General features: G+C 65.3%; 13 protein-coding genes. 5 read left to right on the top strand and 8 right to left on the bottom strand.

Annotation, left to right across the window (positions count from 1 at the left end; translation table 11 throughout):
- The first annotated feature begins 21 nt into the window (after window positions 1-21).
- Complete coding sequence (locus BQ4436_RS02785) at window positions 22-999, top strand: ParB/RepB/Spo0J family partition protein (protein WP_083329416.1); 978 nt, start codon at window positions 22-24, stop codon at window positions 997-999.
- Here the strand turns inward: BQ4436_RS02785 and BQ4436_RS02780 are convergent, their stop codons facing one another.
- From BQ4436_RS02780 to BQ4436_RS02745, 8 genes are all read right to left on the bottom strand, one after another.
- The gene (locus BQ4436_RS02780) at window positions 1000-2181 is read right to left on the bottom strand and encodes an N-acetylmuramoyl-L-alanine amidase (RefSeq protein ID WP_284804844.1); all 1182 of its coding nucleotides are present in this window, start codon (window positions 2179-2181) and stop codon (window positions 1000-1002) included. It lies immediately after the preceding gene.
- Between the two features lie 51 nt (window positions 2182-2232).
- Window positions 2233-2556, bottom strand: a complete 324-nt coding sequence (gene trxA / locus BQ4436_RS02775) for a thioredoxin (RefSeq protein ID WP_070478319.1) — start codon at window positions 2554-2556, stop codon at window positions 2233-2235.
- A gap of 30 nt (window positions 2557-2586) precedes the next feature.
- Entirely contained in the window at window positions 2587-3519 is a 933-nt protein-coding gene (trxB, locus tag BQ4436_RS02770) for a thioredoxin-disulfide reductase (RefSeq protein ID WP_070975453.1), read from the bottom strand.
- A gap of 79 nt (window positions 3520-3598) precedes the next feature.
- Complete coding sequence (locus BQ4436_RS02765; protein ID WP_070975452.1) at window positions 3599-4150, bottom strand: sigma-70 family RNA polymerase sigma factor; 552 nt, start codon at window positions 4148-4150, stop codon at window positions 3599-3601.
- An 83-nt stretch (window positions 4151-4233) separates the two neighbouring features.
- Window positions 4234-5112: a hypothetical protein gene (locus tag BQ4436_RS02760; protein WP_070975451.1), complete on the bottom strand. Its 879-nt coding sequence runs from the start codon at window positions 5110-5112 to the stop codon at window positions 4234-4236.
- Window positions 5113-5226: 114 nt separating this feature from the next.
- Complete coding sequence (locus tag BQ4436_RS02755; protein WP_369822021.1) at window positions 5227-7389, bottom strand: lipid II flippase MurJ; 2163 nt, start codon at window positions 7387-7389, stop codon at window positions 5227-5229.
- A gap of 1 nt (window position 7390) precedes the next feature.
- Entirely contained in the window at window positions 7391-9556 is a 2166-nt protein-coding gene (locus BQ4436_RS02750) for a DUF6049 family protein (RefSeq protein WP_083329408.1), read from the bottom strand.
- A gap of 248 nt (window positions 9557-9804) precedes the next feature.
- The gene (locus BQ4436_RS02745) at window positions 9805-10557 is read right to left on the bottom strand and encodes an NUDIX hydrolase (protein WP_083329407.1); all 753 of its coding nucleotides are present in this window, start codon (window positions 10555-10557) and stop codon (window positions 9805-9807) included.
- Window positions 10558-10706: 149 nt separating this feature from the next.
- On the opposite strand from BQ4436_RS02745, the gene BQ4436_RS02740 reads away from it, so the two are divergent.
- Genes BQ4436_RS02740 through BQ4436_RS02725 form a run of 4 tightly spaced genes read left to right on the top strand, consistent with a single transcriptional unit; the run spans window position 10707 to window position 13772 of the window.
- Window positions 10707-12128, top strand: a complete 1422-nt coding sequence (locus BQ4436_RS02740; RefSeq protein WP_070975518.1) for a CCA tRNA nucleotidyltransferase — start codon at window positions 10707-10709, stop codon at window positions 12126-12128.
- The gene (locus BQ4436_RS02735) at window positions 12121-12729 is read left to right on the top strand and encodes a YqgE/AlgH family protein (RefSeq protein WP_070975449.1); all 609 of its coding nucleotides are present in this window, start codon (window positions 12121-12123) and stop codon (window positions 12727-12729) included. The genes BQ4436_RS02740 and BQ4436_RS02735 overlap by 8 nt, the downstream gene beginning before the upstream one ends.
- On the top strand, window positions 12730-13443 hold the full coding sequence (locus tag BQ4436_RS02730) for an AzlC family ABC transporter permease (protein WP_070975448.1): 714 nt from the start codon (window positions 12730-12732) through the stop codon (window positions 13441-13443).
- Entirely contained in the window at window positions 13440-13772 is a 333-nt protein-coding gene (locus BQ4436_RS02725; protein WP_070975517.1) for a branched-chain amino acid transporter permease, read from the top strand. Before BQ4436_RS02730 ends, BQ4436_RS02725 begins: the two co-directional genes overlap by 4 nt.
- The last annotated feature ends 65 nt before the right edge of the window (window positions 13773-13837 follow it).

Raw genomic sequence — 13837 nt, 5'->3', positions numbered from 1 at the left:
GGGGGTGGTCGCGCGGATGGCGTGTCCCGGGGTGACCCAGTGCGGGGCGGCCTCGCCGTTGGGGGGTGGGAGCGGGACCCTCCGGTGGTCTGGCCCCTGTCTCTTACACACACCAAGCGGCCCAAGGTCGCGGGCGCGCCCACCGTCGGCGCCACGCCAGAGAACGTTATGCAGCCCGTGCCCGTCGGCGCGCGCTACCAGGAAATCGCGGTCGGGCAGATCATCCCGAACCCGAAGCAGCCCCGCCAGGTCTTCGACGAAGACGACCTCAACGAGCTGGTCCACTCCATCCGCGAGTTCGGGCTGCTGCAGCCCATCGTCGTCCGCGACACCCCCGAAGGCTTCGAACTCATCATGGGCGAGCGCCGCTGGCGCGCCGCCTCCAAAGCCGGCCTGAAGCACATCCCGGCCATCGTCCGCGAAACCTCCGACCAGGACATGCTTCGCGACGCCCTCCTGGAAAACATCCACCGCGTCCAACTCAACCCACTCGAAGAAGCCGCCGCCTACCAGCAGCTCCTCGAAGAGTTCGGCGTCACCCAGGAGCAACTCGCCGACAAACTCGGCCGCTCCCGCCCGGTGATCACCAACGCGATCCGTCTCCTGCGCCTCCCGGTGCCGGTGCAGCGCCGCGTCGCCGCCGGTGTTCTCTCCGCGGGCCACGCCCGTGCGCTGCTCGGCCTCAAGCTCGGCAGCGACGCCCTGACCTCCAACGGCCAGACCCTGCTCGCCGAACGCATCGTCTCCGAGGGCTTAAGCGTCCGCGCCACCGAAGAAGCCGTCACGCTCATGAATAACGAAGGCGGCGTCCCACAAAAGAAACGCCGCGAACCCGTCCCCCAGCCCGAATACCTCACCCGGGCCGCCGACCAACTCGCCGACGAATGGGACACCAAAGTCTCCGTCACCATGGGCAAACGAAAAGGCAAAATCGTCGTCGAATTCGGCGACCGTCAGGACTTCGAACGCATCATGGGCCTCATCCAGGGCACCGATTAACTACAGGTGCTCCTGGCGGAGCAAATCCTGGAAAGAGTAGGTGCCTGTCGGCTGGTCATCAGAATCCAGCAAGTACAGGCGCTTCACCGCCACCACAATCGCCTCCGCGATCGCGTCACGCTGCTGCGGATCCGTCACCACCTCAACATCGTGCGGATTCGTGACATAGCCAGCCACGATCTCCACCGACGGCATCCGCGTCATCCGCAGCATCTCCCACGTCCGGGCATGATTCCAGCAGTTACGTAGCGACGTCCTCGCCGCAATCTCACGCTGAATATAGCCCGACAGCGTCTCCCCCGTCATCGACGACGTCCCGTTCTCCGAACCGAAGTAGAACGTGGCCACACCATTCGCCTTCTCATTGGCATAACGGTCCAACTGCAGGGAAATCACCAAGTCGGCGTCGAAGCCGTTCGCCAGATCAGCGCGCTCCTTACACGACGGATTATCACCACGCGGGCGCGAGATGATCGTCTCCACACCAGCCGCAATCATGCGGCCCTCCACGCGCTGCGCCAAATCCCACAGGATCTCCTCCTCCGTGATCTGGCCAAAGGGGCCGTCGACAAGCGCGCCCTTATCCGCACCACCAAGATGCGGATCAATCACCACGCGCTTGCCCGCCAACTGCGGGCCCGCCGCGCGCACATGCTCACGCTCGCGAATCGCGTGCGCCGAACCGCCCGTAATCCGGCGGCCCAACAGACTCAACGCGTGCAACGTATCCGGGCCACACACCCCATCGTCTTCCAGGCCCGAGTTCAACTGGTAGTTCATCACGGCCTCGTGCGTGCGCGGACCGAACCGCCCATCCACACGATCCGAATAAAAGCCCAGCTCATGCAGCTGCGTCTGCAACTGCCCCACGTCGTCGCCCACCAGCTCCTGATTCGGCTGGTACTGCAACACACGCGCCCCCAACGTATACGACGCCTCACGCAGCTCACGCAACGTCAAGTCATCGATAGCGCCAGTCGGCATAATTCCCCGCGACTGCTGAAATGCTTTCACGGACTCCGCCAAAGGGGCGTCGAAAAGCATCTCGTCGGGAGTGAACTGCCGCGAGTTGAAGTCCTCGATGTCCCCATCGAAGTCCTCCAACATGCCCAAACGCGCAAGCGTCGCACGCGCCTCGGCCACGCGAGCACTCGAATCACCTACGCGGAGAATGTCACCCACTGGGCACCTTTCTACAAAACCAACAATGCAGTCCATCCTACGACGGACAGCCTACAGATACGACTCAACCTTCTGGACGATCTGCGCCTTCGGGAGCGCCCCCACAAACTCATCCACCTTCTGGCCATCCTTGAAGATCAACACAGTCGGAATCGACATGACCTGGAACATCATCCCCAGCTCACGCTCCTCATCCACATTCACCTTCGCGACCTTCACCTTGCCATCCAGCTCAGACGCAATCTCATCCAACGTCGGCGACAACTTCCGGCACGGAGCGCACCACTCAGCCCAAAAATCCACCAACACCGGCGTCGAAGCCTCAACGACCTCAGCCTTAAACGTATTCTTCGTCACATCAACAGGTGCACTCATTGTTCCTCCTTGAACACAGTTCTTTCTATTCTAAAGCGCCGCAAGGAAATGCTGCGCATCCAACGCCGCCCGGCACCCCGAACCAGCTGCCGTAATCGCCTGACGATAGTGGTTATCAACCAAATCGCCACACGCAAACACGCCCGGCACGTTCGTGCGGGTCGAAGGGGCGTCGACAAGGACGTACCCGCCCTCGTCCGTGGCCACCTGGCCCTCCAGGAACGCCGAACGCGGATCATGCCCGATCGCCACGAACAACGCCGTCGCGTCCAGCACCGACTCCTCGCCCGACTGCACGTTACGCACCTTCAGGCCGCCAACCTTGCCATCCTTTTCGACGACCTCTTCGACCACCGAATGCGTAATAAACTCAATCTTCTCATTCGCCCGGGCGCGCTCCAACATAATCTGCGACGCGCGGAAGTTCTCCGAACGGTGAATAATCGACACCTTCGACCCAAACTTGGTCAAAAACGTCGCTTCCTCCATCGCCGAATCCCCACCACCGACAACGGCAATATGCTGATCTTTAAAGAAGAAGCCGTCACAGGTCGCGCACGTGGACACACCGCGACCCGTCAGCTCAGCCTCACCCGGAATGCCCAGGTGACGCGGCGCCGCACCAGTAGCGAGAATGACCGCGCGGGCCTGGTAGACGTCATCCCCCACGAACACCTTCTTCACGTCACCGCTGAGATCAACCTTGTCCACCAGCTCCGACTCCAGGCGCGCGCCGAACTTCTCCGCCTGCTCACGCATCTGCATCATCAAATCCGGGCCCATCACCCCATCCTTGAAGCCCGGGAAATTCTCCACCTCAGTGGTGTTCATCAGCTCGCCGCCGTACTCGTAACCCTCAAACACCAGCGGGTTCAGCTCCCCGCGCGCCGCGTACAGCGCCGCCGTGTACCCCGCCGGGCCCGAGCCGACAATAATCACGTCATGGATTTCTTCGTTGGTCATGGAAACTCCTCGTAGATTTGCTCTGTCAGGGGTGTAAACGTAGCCAGTCTACTGTTTGTTCCAGACGTGTGCTTTTGGGCTAGCAGGCGCCTTCCATGTGCTCGAGCATCATGGCGCGAGCCCGGGCGCGGCGGGACTTCATGGTGCCGGGCTGGACGCCGCAGGTGTCGGCGGCGGACTGCAGGGACATGCCCATGATATCGATGAGGAAGACAGCCTTCCGGTGCGCCTCCGGTACGACGCGCAGCGCGTCCTTGACGGCGATGAGGCGGTCGAGGTGAGCGGTCGGGTCGTGGGCCAGGCGGGGATCCTTGTCCTGGGAGAGCTCATCGTGGTCGTCGAGGGACACGGTGTACTCGGCCTTGCGGCGGCGCTGGTGGTCCAAGCTTGCGTTGGCGACCAGCCGGTATAGCCAGGTAGACACCTTCGACTCGAAGCGGAAGCCATAAAGGTGGCGGGACGCCTTGAGCAGGGCGTCCTGGACGATGTCTTCGGCGTCGCACTCATTGCGTGAGTAGCGAAGGGCGACGCCGAGCATGTTGCGTTCGTGGCGCCGGACGATGAGGTTGAAGGCGTGGATGTCGCCTGCGATGTAGTCGTGGACGAGTTGGTGGTCCGTTTTTCTGCGCATGATGCACCCTCCCATTGCTGATGCATCCAGTGTGATGCATCAGCGCCGGAAGAGGAAGCGTTTCTTGTCCACCATGGTGGACATCATCGGAGGCTAGTGCGCCCGATGAGGGTGACGTCCCGGAGGATGATGTCCTGGCCGGAAACGTTGAGGACCAAGCCGGTGAGTTCCGGTGAGTCGTCCACGTCGATGCCGTTTTCGCCGTTGAGGAACGTGCCCTCCTTAAGCAGCGGCAGGTCTGCGACGTCGCCGTTCCACGAGGCGCCGGCGGGCAGGCCGTAGATCCGGAAGGTATCGCCGTTGGATGGGGTATCGACGATCACGTGCTCCAGGGTGAACCCTTTGCGGGCGGTCGCGCCCTTGGCGGGTCGGAGCTCGACGCTCACGTTGTCTGAGCCGGTCCAGGTGGTGGAGCGGTCGGCGTCGACAAGCTCGGGCGCGGAAGCACCTTCGATGGTCGCGCGCATCGGGGTGAGCAACACGGGCAGGCCCGTGACCTCCTCCTCGACCTCCTCTACCCCGGTCTGGACCGAGTCCACCGTGACGGGCGCGTTCGTGTCGTCGCCGGAGAGGAAGCCGACCAGGTACGCGGTGAGCGCCGCGATGATGATCACCGCGCCAACCGCGAGCGACAGCAACACCGCGAGTGTGACCGGGCCGTAGCGGCGGGATCCGAAACCGCCGCGCAGGTCCTTCGGCTCCTCCGGCTCCTCCTCCACCGGCTCGACGGGGTCGATAGCTTCGGCGGGTGCGTCCTCGGCTTCGTCGCGGGTGAGCTGGCGCTCGAGCTCGCGGAAGTCGTGGGACTCGATGGCGTCGGCGTCGACGAGGGCGCGGGTGGTGCTGGCGACGTCGGCGAGGTCATCGGAGTCGACGTTGGTGGTCAGCAGCTGCAGCGCGGAGGCGAAGGCGTCGGCGTCGTCGGCTGCGGAGGCGTCCGGCAGGCTGTTCCTTATAAACACCTTAATGTGTATAAGAGACAGGATCCACACGAAACGAAAAAAAGTCCAGCTCATGGAGTAGCGGCTGGAACTGTCCCAAATCCACACCCACAAGCGCCTGAGTCGGCGGGGATATCAAAACACCCGCACACCCGCGGCGTCGATAGCGGCCTGGCGCGGCGTCGCCGGAGCCATCGGGGCCATGCCCGTCGTATCGACGAACGTCAGCGCCACGGAGCGGCCCGTCGACACCTCGCGGGCCTGCCAGAACTGCGCGCCCGTGGTAGAGCCGTGATCGCGGATGAGGCGGAAACGGCCATCCGACACCGACGCACCCGGTACCAAGCGCGGGCCGCGCACGACACCGGCCGACATCGGCGGCGGCACCGGCGACGCATTGAACGTATCGGCGGCCAGGAACTGCTGCGACACATCCCGCAGGTCCACCTCGCCGACCTCGATCGCGGCGTCCTCGTCCGGGCGGATAAAGCGACCCATGCCCGGGATGCGCGCCAGCGCGCGGCCCAAGTTCTGCACCTCCGGCAGGCCAGAGCGCGACAGCACCAGGCCCGTCGCCACCACGAACAGCACGCCGAGGACCATCACCTCAAGCAGGAAGCCCAGCGACGGCAGCCCGATCAGGCCGCCGAGGAAGGACGGGGCGTCGATACCCGCGACATCACGCACGAGCCAGCGCACCAGGAACATCACCGCGATACCGACCAGCGCCGAAGCCGCCGCCCACAGCGACGTGTGCAGCACCGAACGCGCCTCCAGCGTGCCCAACTTACGACGCAGCAACAGCGCGCCGATCACCGCGCCGGCGACGAAACCGAAACCGTTCGCAGCGCCCAACAACACCACGACGGACTGCGTCGAATCCGCAACCAGCGGCGCTAGGTACGACAGCACCACCTTCGTAATCGTGATGCCGGCGATAATGAACGTCGGCGTCCATGCCTCCTCCCGCGCGTAGAACACGCGCAGGTGCAGCATCACCAGGGCGTACGGGATCAGCGTAAACGCGGAGAAACTCACCGTCAGGCCCAGCGTGCGGGCCGTGCCGCCGTCGAAGTTGCCGTAGGCGAACAGTGCGTGCCCGATGTCCGGGCCGAGCGCCGTCATAAAGACAATGATCGGGATCAGGGCGATGAACGTCAGCTTCGTGCCCAGCGTCAGGTCCCGGACCACCGCGGCGTCATCACCATCGGCGGCGTTGCGGGACAGGCGCGGCATGATCGCCGTCAGCAAGGTGACGCCAATGATGCCGTAGGGCACCTGCAGCAGCATCCAGTGCTGCTGGTAAATAATCGGAGCGGCGTCACTCGCCATCGACGCGATACGCGTGGTCACGATGTAGCCGACCTGGCTAATCCCCACATAAGTCACGATCGCGAGGGCCATCCCGCCGAACACCTTGAGGCGGTCGTCGATACCCCACAGCGGCCGCAGATTAATGCCGAGTTTGCGCAGCGCCGGCAGCATAATCAGACACTGCACCGCCACACCCAACGTCGTGCCGACGCCCAGCAGCAGCACATGCGGATTCGCTATCGACGCCGGCGCCGCGGGATTCAAACTGCCCGGCAACATCATGTACCCCAGCAGCACCGCAATCGACACCACGTTGTTCGCCACCGGCGCCCACGCACCCGGCCGGAAATGCTCCTTCGTATTCAGCACCGCCATGAACAGCGAGAACATGCCGTAGAAGAAAATCTGCGGCAATACCAAATACGCAAACGACGTCGACTGCGCGACGTTCACCTGGCCCTCATCGTCGAGGAAGACGCGAGTCAGCAGCGGCGCGGCGGCCACCGCGATGATGGTCACCACCGTCAGGAGCGTCAGCGTCAGCGTGAACAGCTGGCGGATAAAGCGCTCCCCGTGGTCCGGGTCCTCCTTCTCCGCGCGCACCAACACCGGCACCACCAGCGCCGTCAACACGGACCCCAGCACGATCTCCGTAATAATGTTCGGCAGCGTATTCGCCGTATTAAATGCCGACGCCACCGCCGGGCCCAACGCGGCGCCAATCAGCACCGTGCGGATGAACCCCGTGATGCGCGAAATCAGCGTCGCGATCGCCATCGATCCCGTCGCCCGCACCACGGAATTGCTTTCCGGGGCGGGATCTGGCACCGCCGCCGAAGGGTCCGCGGTCAGCGTCGAACGGTCCGGGGCCTCGGCCTCGGTGGCGTCGATAAGCTCTGGGTTCTCTCGCGGGGTGGGCACCGGCGCCGGCGGTGCAGGGGGCACGATTCGGCCACGCGTACCAGCCCGAGGTTGCTCAACCACGTCAGTCTCCAATCAAAGGTGGGTGTTCATTGTCCAAACGTTGCGGTGTTGTTGGGCTGCGTGGCGCTGCCCGCGCCCGGCGCCGGCGGCCCACCGAATACATCAGCATCAGCACCACCAGCACGCCGAGCCCGGTGACTAGCGCCCAGCCCTCCACGGCGGCGCCCGCCGTGCGCACCGAAATGTTCACCGGCTGCGAGATCGGGCTGTCATCGGAACCCGCCAGGTACAGCTGCAGGTCAATACTGCGCTGGTCCTCCGGGTAGTCCGCCGTCATCTGTACCGTCTGCGAGCCGCGGGCCGGGATCCGCATCGTGGTTGGCACGTGCAGCGTGATCGGGCCGCTCGCCGCCTGGAACCGGATGGTTGTTTGTACCGGTAGCGGCATCCCGTTCTGCGCCACAATCAGCAGCGGGCTCGACGGAGAGGTCCGCGTGTACACGTTGCCCGGTGGAATCAGCGTCACCGACGCCCGCAGCGCCTGCAGCACGTCACGGCTGCCCCGCAACCGCTCGGCCGTGGTGCGCACGGCGGCGTCGTACCGCGACAGCGACTGCCGCTCCTGCATACTCAGGGCCGCCAGCACATCGCGGCGCAGCGGCAGCGTGAACCCATAACGCGTCAGCGCCACCTGTGGGTCGTTCGCGAGCAACTGCGTCAAGTCATCTGTGAACTCGGCCTGCTGGGAGGCCGTCAGCACCTCCGCGTCCGAGACCACCGTCGGATCCGGAAACAGCGTGCCCACGCGCGTCGCCGCCGGCACCTCCGCCGGGTCGGGCGTGTTCAGGAAGTCTCCGAAACTCATCGGCGTCGCCTTGCCATCCCGGACCAGCTCGGCGACCGTCCCCAGCAGCAGCGCCGCCGAGTCCGCGTCCCAGCTCGCCGGAGGGTTCACGAATACCGGCTCCTCCGGCGTCGCCTCCTGCACCGCAAGCCTGAGCGCGGAGGCCGCGTTGATCGCGCGCGCCTGTTGCGAGTCCATCTCGTAGCGGAATCGAAGCGTGTCGTTTGAGTAGCCGACGGTCGCGGGCGCGGAGCCGACCGTCGCTAAGACCGAGGCCAGCGAGTCCTGGAACTGCACCGCCATCACCCCCGGCGCCACCCACGCGGCGTTGCCGGGGCCCGGGTGGTCGACGCTGCTGCGCGCCGCTAGCACGTGCACCGGGTGCGCGGGCGCCGCCGGGAACACGTCCGCGGGGTCCGGCAGTTCGTTGCGGTCGAGCGCCGCCTGCCCGTCCCCAATTGTCGACGCCCGCTCCGCCCGAGCAGCCTCCCACTCCCCTTGCAGCCCGTGCTCCGGGATCGCGGAGTCGATGTGGTTGGCCCAGCCGAAGACGGGGGCCGCATCCGGCGTGATGTAGCCGGCGCCCGGGATGACGGCGTTGAGCGTGCCCGGCGTGCCGAGCTCCCGCTCGAGCACGAACGGGCCTCGCTCCAACGCCTCACGCATCAGCCACTCGTCCCCGGTGCGGGCCAGGGTGTTGACGTCGACGTTTTGCCACGGCAGCGCCACCGTGCACCCCTTCGCGGCGACGCTGCGCAGCTGCTCCAGCCACGCCTGCGCGTCCGCTTGTCCCTTGCCTACCTCTCCTTGGGCGGTGGTGTCGTCGGTGGTCCAGCTGTCGCGGAGCCGTTTCGGCTCCTCAGCGACCGGCGGGCGCGTGGTGGTGACGCGGTAGCCTTCTGCCATCCGCGCGACCGTGTCCACGAGGGCCGGGTCCAGCCCCACGCACGTGGCGAAGCCGACGCCCGGCTCCTCCACCGCGTCCTCGTACTGACTGAGCAGCCGCTCGAGCCTCCCGCCGGGCGCGAGCTGGCTCGCCAACGTCTCCGACTTCAGCAGCAGCGGGGAGCGCTCCGGCGCCTCCCCTGTTTCCCCGGGCACGATGTCAATAGGTGCGGTAATCGGGTACAGGGCGGTCATAGCCGGCGCCGGGTCCTCCGACGGCTCGCCGCGCACCGAGATGTGGAAGCGCTCAGTGTCCAGCGTCGTCAGGTTCTGTTTGAGTTCGAAGAGCAGCGGGTACGTCCCCGCGCCCGGCAGCTCAACATCCAGCTCGACCTCTGCCGACTCCCCCGCGCCCAACTCCTTATCGACGTCCACTCCGCGCCCCACCGGGCCGTACTCGCTCACCGAGGCGACCGCCGCCGCGCGCTGGTCCAGCACGGAACCCGTGGGTGGTGGGGGGGCTGGATGAGCAGGAGAATCGTGGCGGCGGCGGTTGTGCGCGGGGGGGGCGTGAGAAGGGGGGGGGCCGGCGGTGCGCACCGCCCCGGGAGCGCCGGGCCGCTCCCCCCCGCCGGCCCCCCCCGCCGGGTCCTCGGGCGACGTTGGCGCTGGTAGGGCGCCCGCCGTGACCGGAAGCAGGCCCAGCGCCGCCACCGCAATCGCCGCGGCTCCGCTACGCACGCTGCTCATCGCGGTGTCAACCTTCCGGCCGCGGCTTCCTTGCGCGCCAAGTCCGGCATCCTGTTCACCGCGATCCGCGCGAGCTTGCGCTCGTCCGCGTACGCCAGGCGCTCGATCAGCTGGTTCATCGGCACCCACGCGACTTCCGTGACTTCCGGGTCTTCGTCGTTAAACGCCCCGTCGACGTAGCGCAACAAGTTGTGGTGCACTGTCTTATGAATACGGACGCCCTCAGAAATGAACCAATAATCAATCACACCGAGCGTGTTGAAGGCCTCGCCGGTAATCCCGGTTTCCTCCCACACCTCACGCTCCGCAGTGCGCCACTGCTCCTCGCCTTCCTCCACGTGGCCCTTCGGCATCGACCACAACAGACGCCCCCGACGGTCCAGCCGCCCAATGAGCGCGACGTAAATCTTCGACAGGTCCACCTTGTCGTGCCGGTCCACAGCCTCCGCCATACCAGACACCACCAGGCCGCCCGCACTCGTCTCGTTCCGGGTCTCCAGCGACGAATCCACCGGCCGCTGCTGCCTCTTGCGTGCCGAGGTCCCCCTGCCCCGCCGGTTCGACCCGCGGCGACGCTGCTGCTGCGACCCCCGCTTTTTGGCGTGCGAACCACGCCGACGGCCACGCCGCCGCTTCGGGGAGTCACCCCCCGCCTTCGAGTTAGCGCCGTCCCCGCGCCCCTTCCCGCCAGAGTTCGGAGACTTCCGCTCCGACGGAGGAACCGGCTTCGGCCGAGTGTTCTCAGTCATTCAATTCATGGTATCCGTACTGGCCACCTTTGTGGTACTTAACAGCACCAGGGAAGCAAAGTATCGTGTGAGAGGTGACAAAGACTGAAGAAACACACCGGTGCCCGTTCGACCTCCCCGACCCCTCCGACCCGAACGCCGTCGCGGCGTTGCAGGTTCGGGCCGAAGAGGGCGTCGAAAAGCTGAGTGGCTTGCTGACGCCCCTCGCCCAGCGCTTCGTGGAGCGCGGCGAGCACCTCTACCTTGTCGGCGGGCCCGTGCGCGACGCGATGCTGGGCAAACTTGGGCACGACCTCGACTTCACGACGTCCGCCCTGCCCCCCACCGTGCAGGAAATTCTCGACGAGTGGGGCGAAACGACCTGGGACACCGGCATCGAGTTCGGCACCGTGGCCGCCGTGCGCGAAGGCCAACAGGTAGAGATCACGACGTTCCGTTCCGACCTGTACGACGGCGTGACACGCAACCCCGAGGTGACGTTCGGCGACACCCTGGAGGGCGACCTCATTCGGCGCGATTTCGCCTGCAACGCAATGGCCATCGAGCTCGACGTGGTCGACGGCGCGCTTCGCCCGATCTTCCACGACCCGGTGGACGGCATCAGTGACCTGCTCCAACGCCGCCTGGACACCCCGCAGGCCCCTGAGATTTCCTTCCGCGACGACCCGCTTCGCATGCTGCGTGCCGCCCGCTTCGCCTCCCAACTCGGCTTTGACGTTGCCCCGCGCGTCTTCGACGCGATGCGCGACATGGCAGGTGAGATTCAGCGCATCACCGTCGAGCGGATCCAAGCCGAGCTGGACAAGCTCATGTGCGGAATCGCCCCCTGGGAGGGCATTGACCTGCTGGTTCGTACCGGCATCGCCGAGTTTGTGCTGCCTGAGGTGCCCGCGCTGCAGCTCGAGCAGGACGAGCACATGCAGCATAAAGATGTCTACGCGCACTCACTGACAGTGCTGCGCCAGGCCACCGAGCTCGAGGACGACGGCCCCGACCTCAAGCTGCGGCTCGCTGCGCTGCTTCACGACGTCGGCAAGCCCGCCACCCGCGCCGTCAAAGAAGGCGGCGGCGTGAGCTTCCACCACCACGAGGTCGTTGGCGCGAAGCTGGTGCGCAAGCGCCTCCGTGCGCTGAAGTACCCGAAGCACGTGATCAGCGACGTTGGTCAACTGGTGTTCCTGCACATGCGTTTCTATGGCTTCGGCGAAGGCAAGTGGACCGATTCGGCGGTGCGTCGCTACGTCACCGACGCCGGCGACCTCCTCGGCCGCTTGAACAAACTCGTGCGCGCCGACTGCACGACGCGAAACCCACGCAAGGCGCGCCGCCTGCAACGTGCGTACCAGAACCTCGAGGAGCGAATCGCGACGCTCGCCGAGCAGGAGGACCTCGCGCGAATCCGCCCTGACCTTGACGGCAACGAAATCATGCGCATCCTGGATCTCAAGCCCGGCCCGGAGGTCGGCGAGGCCTGGAAGCATATGAAGGAACTACGTCTGGAGCGCGGCGAACTCGAGCACGACGAGGCCGTCGCTGCGCTGAAGTCTTGGTGGGAGGAACGTAATGCCTGAGTATTTCTTCGGTGACCGCCTGTTTACGTCACTCGAACGCACGGAACCTGACAGCGGTATGCTGCTCGTCGCCGCTCCGGGGATGTACTCGCCTGAGTTCGCCCGCACGGTTGTGCTCGTGATTGAGCACGGCGAGCAGGGCACGCTCGGCGTCATCTTGAACCGGCGTTCCGACGCCGCCGTTGTAAACGTGCTGCCCGAGTGGGAGTCGCTCGCCAGCGAGCCGGCGGTGATGTATTACGGCGGACCCGTCAGCCCGAACGCTGCCGTTGGCCTGGGCGTCACGCGCAACGACGTCGACATCGCCGAGCACCCGACGCTGACCAGACTGGCGAACAAGCTGGTGCACGTCAACATGCACGAGGCGGCTGATTCCTTCTCTGAGTTGCTGGAGGGCTTCCGGCTCTTTGCCGGGTTTTCGTCATGGGACGCCGGGCAGCTCGACGAGGAGATCGAACGCGGCGACTGGTACGTCGCCCCGGCCCTCCCCTCCGACGTCATCACACCCGCGAGTGTCGATTTGTGGGCCGACGTCCTACGCCGCCAGCCCATGCCACTGCCCCTGTTCGCCACCTTCCCATCCGACATCGAGGACAACTAGATGAATGTTTCACGTGAAACATTGCGAGAACTCGGCCTCGGAGTGCGCGACATGTGGCTCGTCGGGCTCGGCGTTGTGCCCCTCGGGCTAGCGTTTGGCCTGCTCATGGTGCAGTCCGGTTTCGCCTGGTGGTGGACACCGGTCTTCTCGATGCTTATCTACGCCGGTTCCACCGAATTCCTCGCAATCCCGATGGTGCTCGGCGGCGTCGGCCCCGCCTCCGCCGCGATGACCGGTTTCATGGTGAACTTCCGACACCTCTTCTACGGCCTCACCTACCCGCGGGACGCGATCCGCTCGACCTTCGGCCGCCTCTATTCGATGTATTCACTGACCGACGAAGCCTACGCCGTCATCAGCGCCCGACAGCAGACAACGCGCTACACCGGCCCGCGCCTCATCGCCATCCACATGATGTGCCAGGCGCTCTGGGTTGTGTCTGGCCTCGTCGGCGCGCTTGCCGGCGAACGCCTTCCCGGCACAATCGAGGGCATGGACTTCGCACTCACCGCACTCTTTATCGTCCTCGCCTACGAAGCGTTCCAGGCTTCGCGAGACATGAGCGCCGTGCTCATTGCTGCGGGGATCGCGCTCGTAGCAGCCTTCGTCGTCCCTGGCCAGATGCTGATGGTGGCGCTGATCGCGTACTTCCTTGTCCTGCTGGTTCGATTTTGGGTACCTGGCGTCGATAAGCGATTGGAGTGGAAGCGATGAACGGACTTCCCGTCGGCGTTGACCTGCCCATGGTGTGGGCCGTCATCCTGCCGATCGCCGTGGTCACCGTGTTGCTCCGTGCGCTGCCATTTGCCTTCCGTGGGTGGCTAGACGGCAGCCCACTTCTCGACTTCCTCCGCCTCTACATGCCCGTCGGCGTCATGGTCGTCCTCGTGCTGTACACCTTCACCAGCTCCGATCAGCCAGTGTGGGCCGGGGTGCTCGTCGGCTTCGTGACGCTCGCCCTCCACGCCTGGCGACGCTCCCCCGCCCTTTCAATCCTGTTCGGCACAGGGTTGTACGTGGCGCTCGTCAACCTTGTCTTGTGAATAGAAGTGTTGCTGAGTTAGAAACTGCCTGATACATTAGCGGTTGTTGTCAAAAGCCTGGCAAT

The sequence above is a fragment of the Corynebacterium sp. MC3 genome, from assembly GCF_900099485.1.
Classification (GTDB): Bacteria; Actinomycetota; Actinomycetes; order Mycobacteriales; family Mycobacteriaceae; genus Corynebacterium; species Corynebacterium pseudogenitalium.
This window is presented reverse-complemented; position numbering and strand designations above follow the sequence as displayed.

What these genes read in the sequence shown, in the direction of transcription:
- trxA (WP_070478319.1), bottom strand. Translation starts at nt 2,556, where the DNA reads ATGAGTGCACCTGTTGATGTGACGAAGAATACGTTTAAGGCTGAGGTC.
- BQ4436_RS02735 (WP_070975449.1), top strand. Translation starts at nt 12,121, where the DNA reads ATGCCTGAGTATTTCTTCGGTGACCGCCTGTTTACGTCACTCGAACGC.
- trxB (WP_070975453.1), bottom strand. Translation starts at nt 3,519, where the DNA reads ATGACCAACGAAGAAATCCATGACGTGATTATTGTCGGCTCGGGCCCG.
- BQ4436_RS02745 (WP_083329407.1), bottom strand. Translation starts at nt 10,557, where the DNA reads ATGACTGAGAACACTCGGCCGAAGCCGGTTCCTCCGTCGGAGCGGAAG.
- BQ4436_RS02725 (WP_070975517.1), top strand. Translation starts at nt 13,440, where the DNA reads ATGAACGGACTTCCCGTCGGCGTTGACCTGCCCATGGTGTGGGCCGTC.
- BQ4436_RS02730 (WP_070975448.1), top strand. Translation starts at nt 12,730, where the DNA reads ATGAATGTTTCACGTGAAACATTGCGAGAACTCGGCCTCGGAGTGCGC.
- BQ4436_RS02765 (WP_070975452.1), bottom strand. Translation starts at nt 4,150, where the DNA reads ATGCGCAGAAAAACGGACCACCAACTCGTCCACGACTACATCGCAGGC.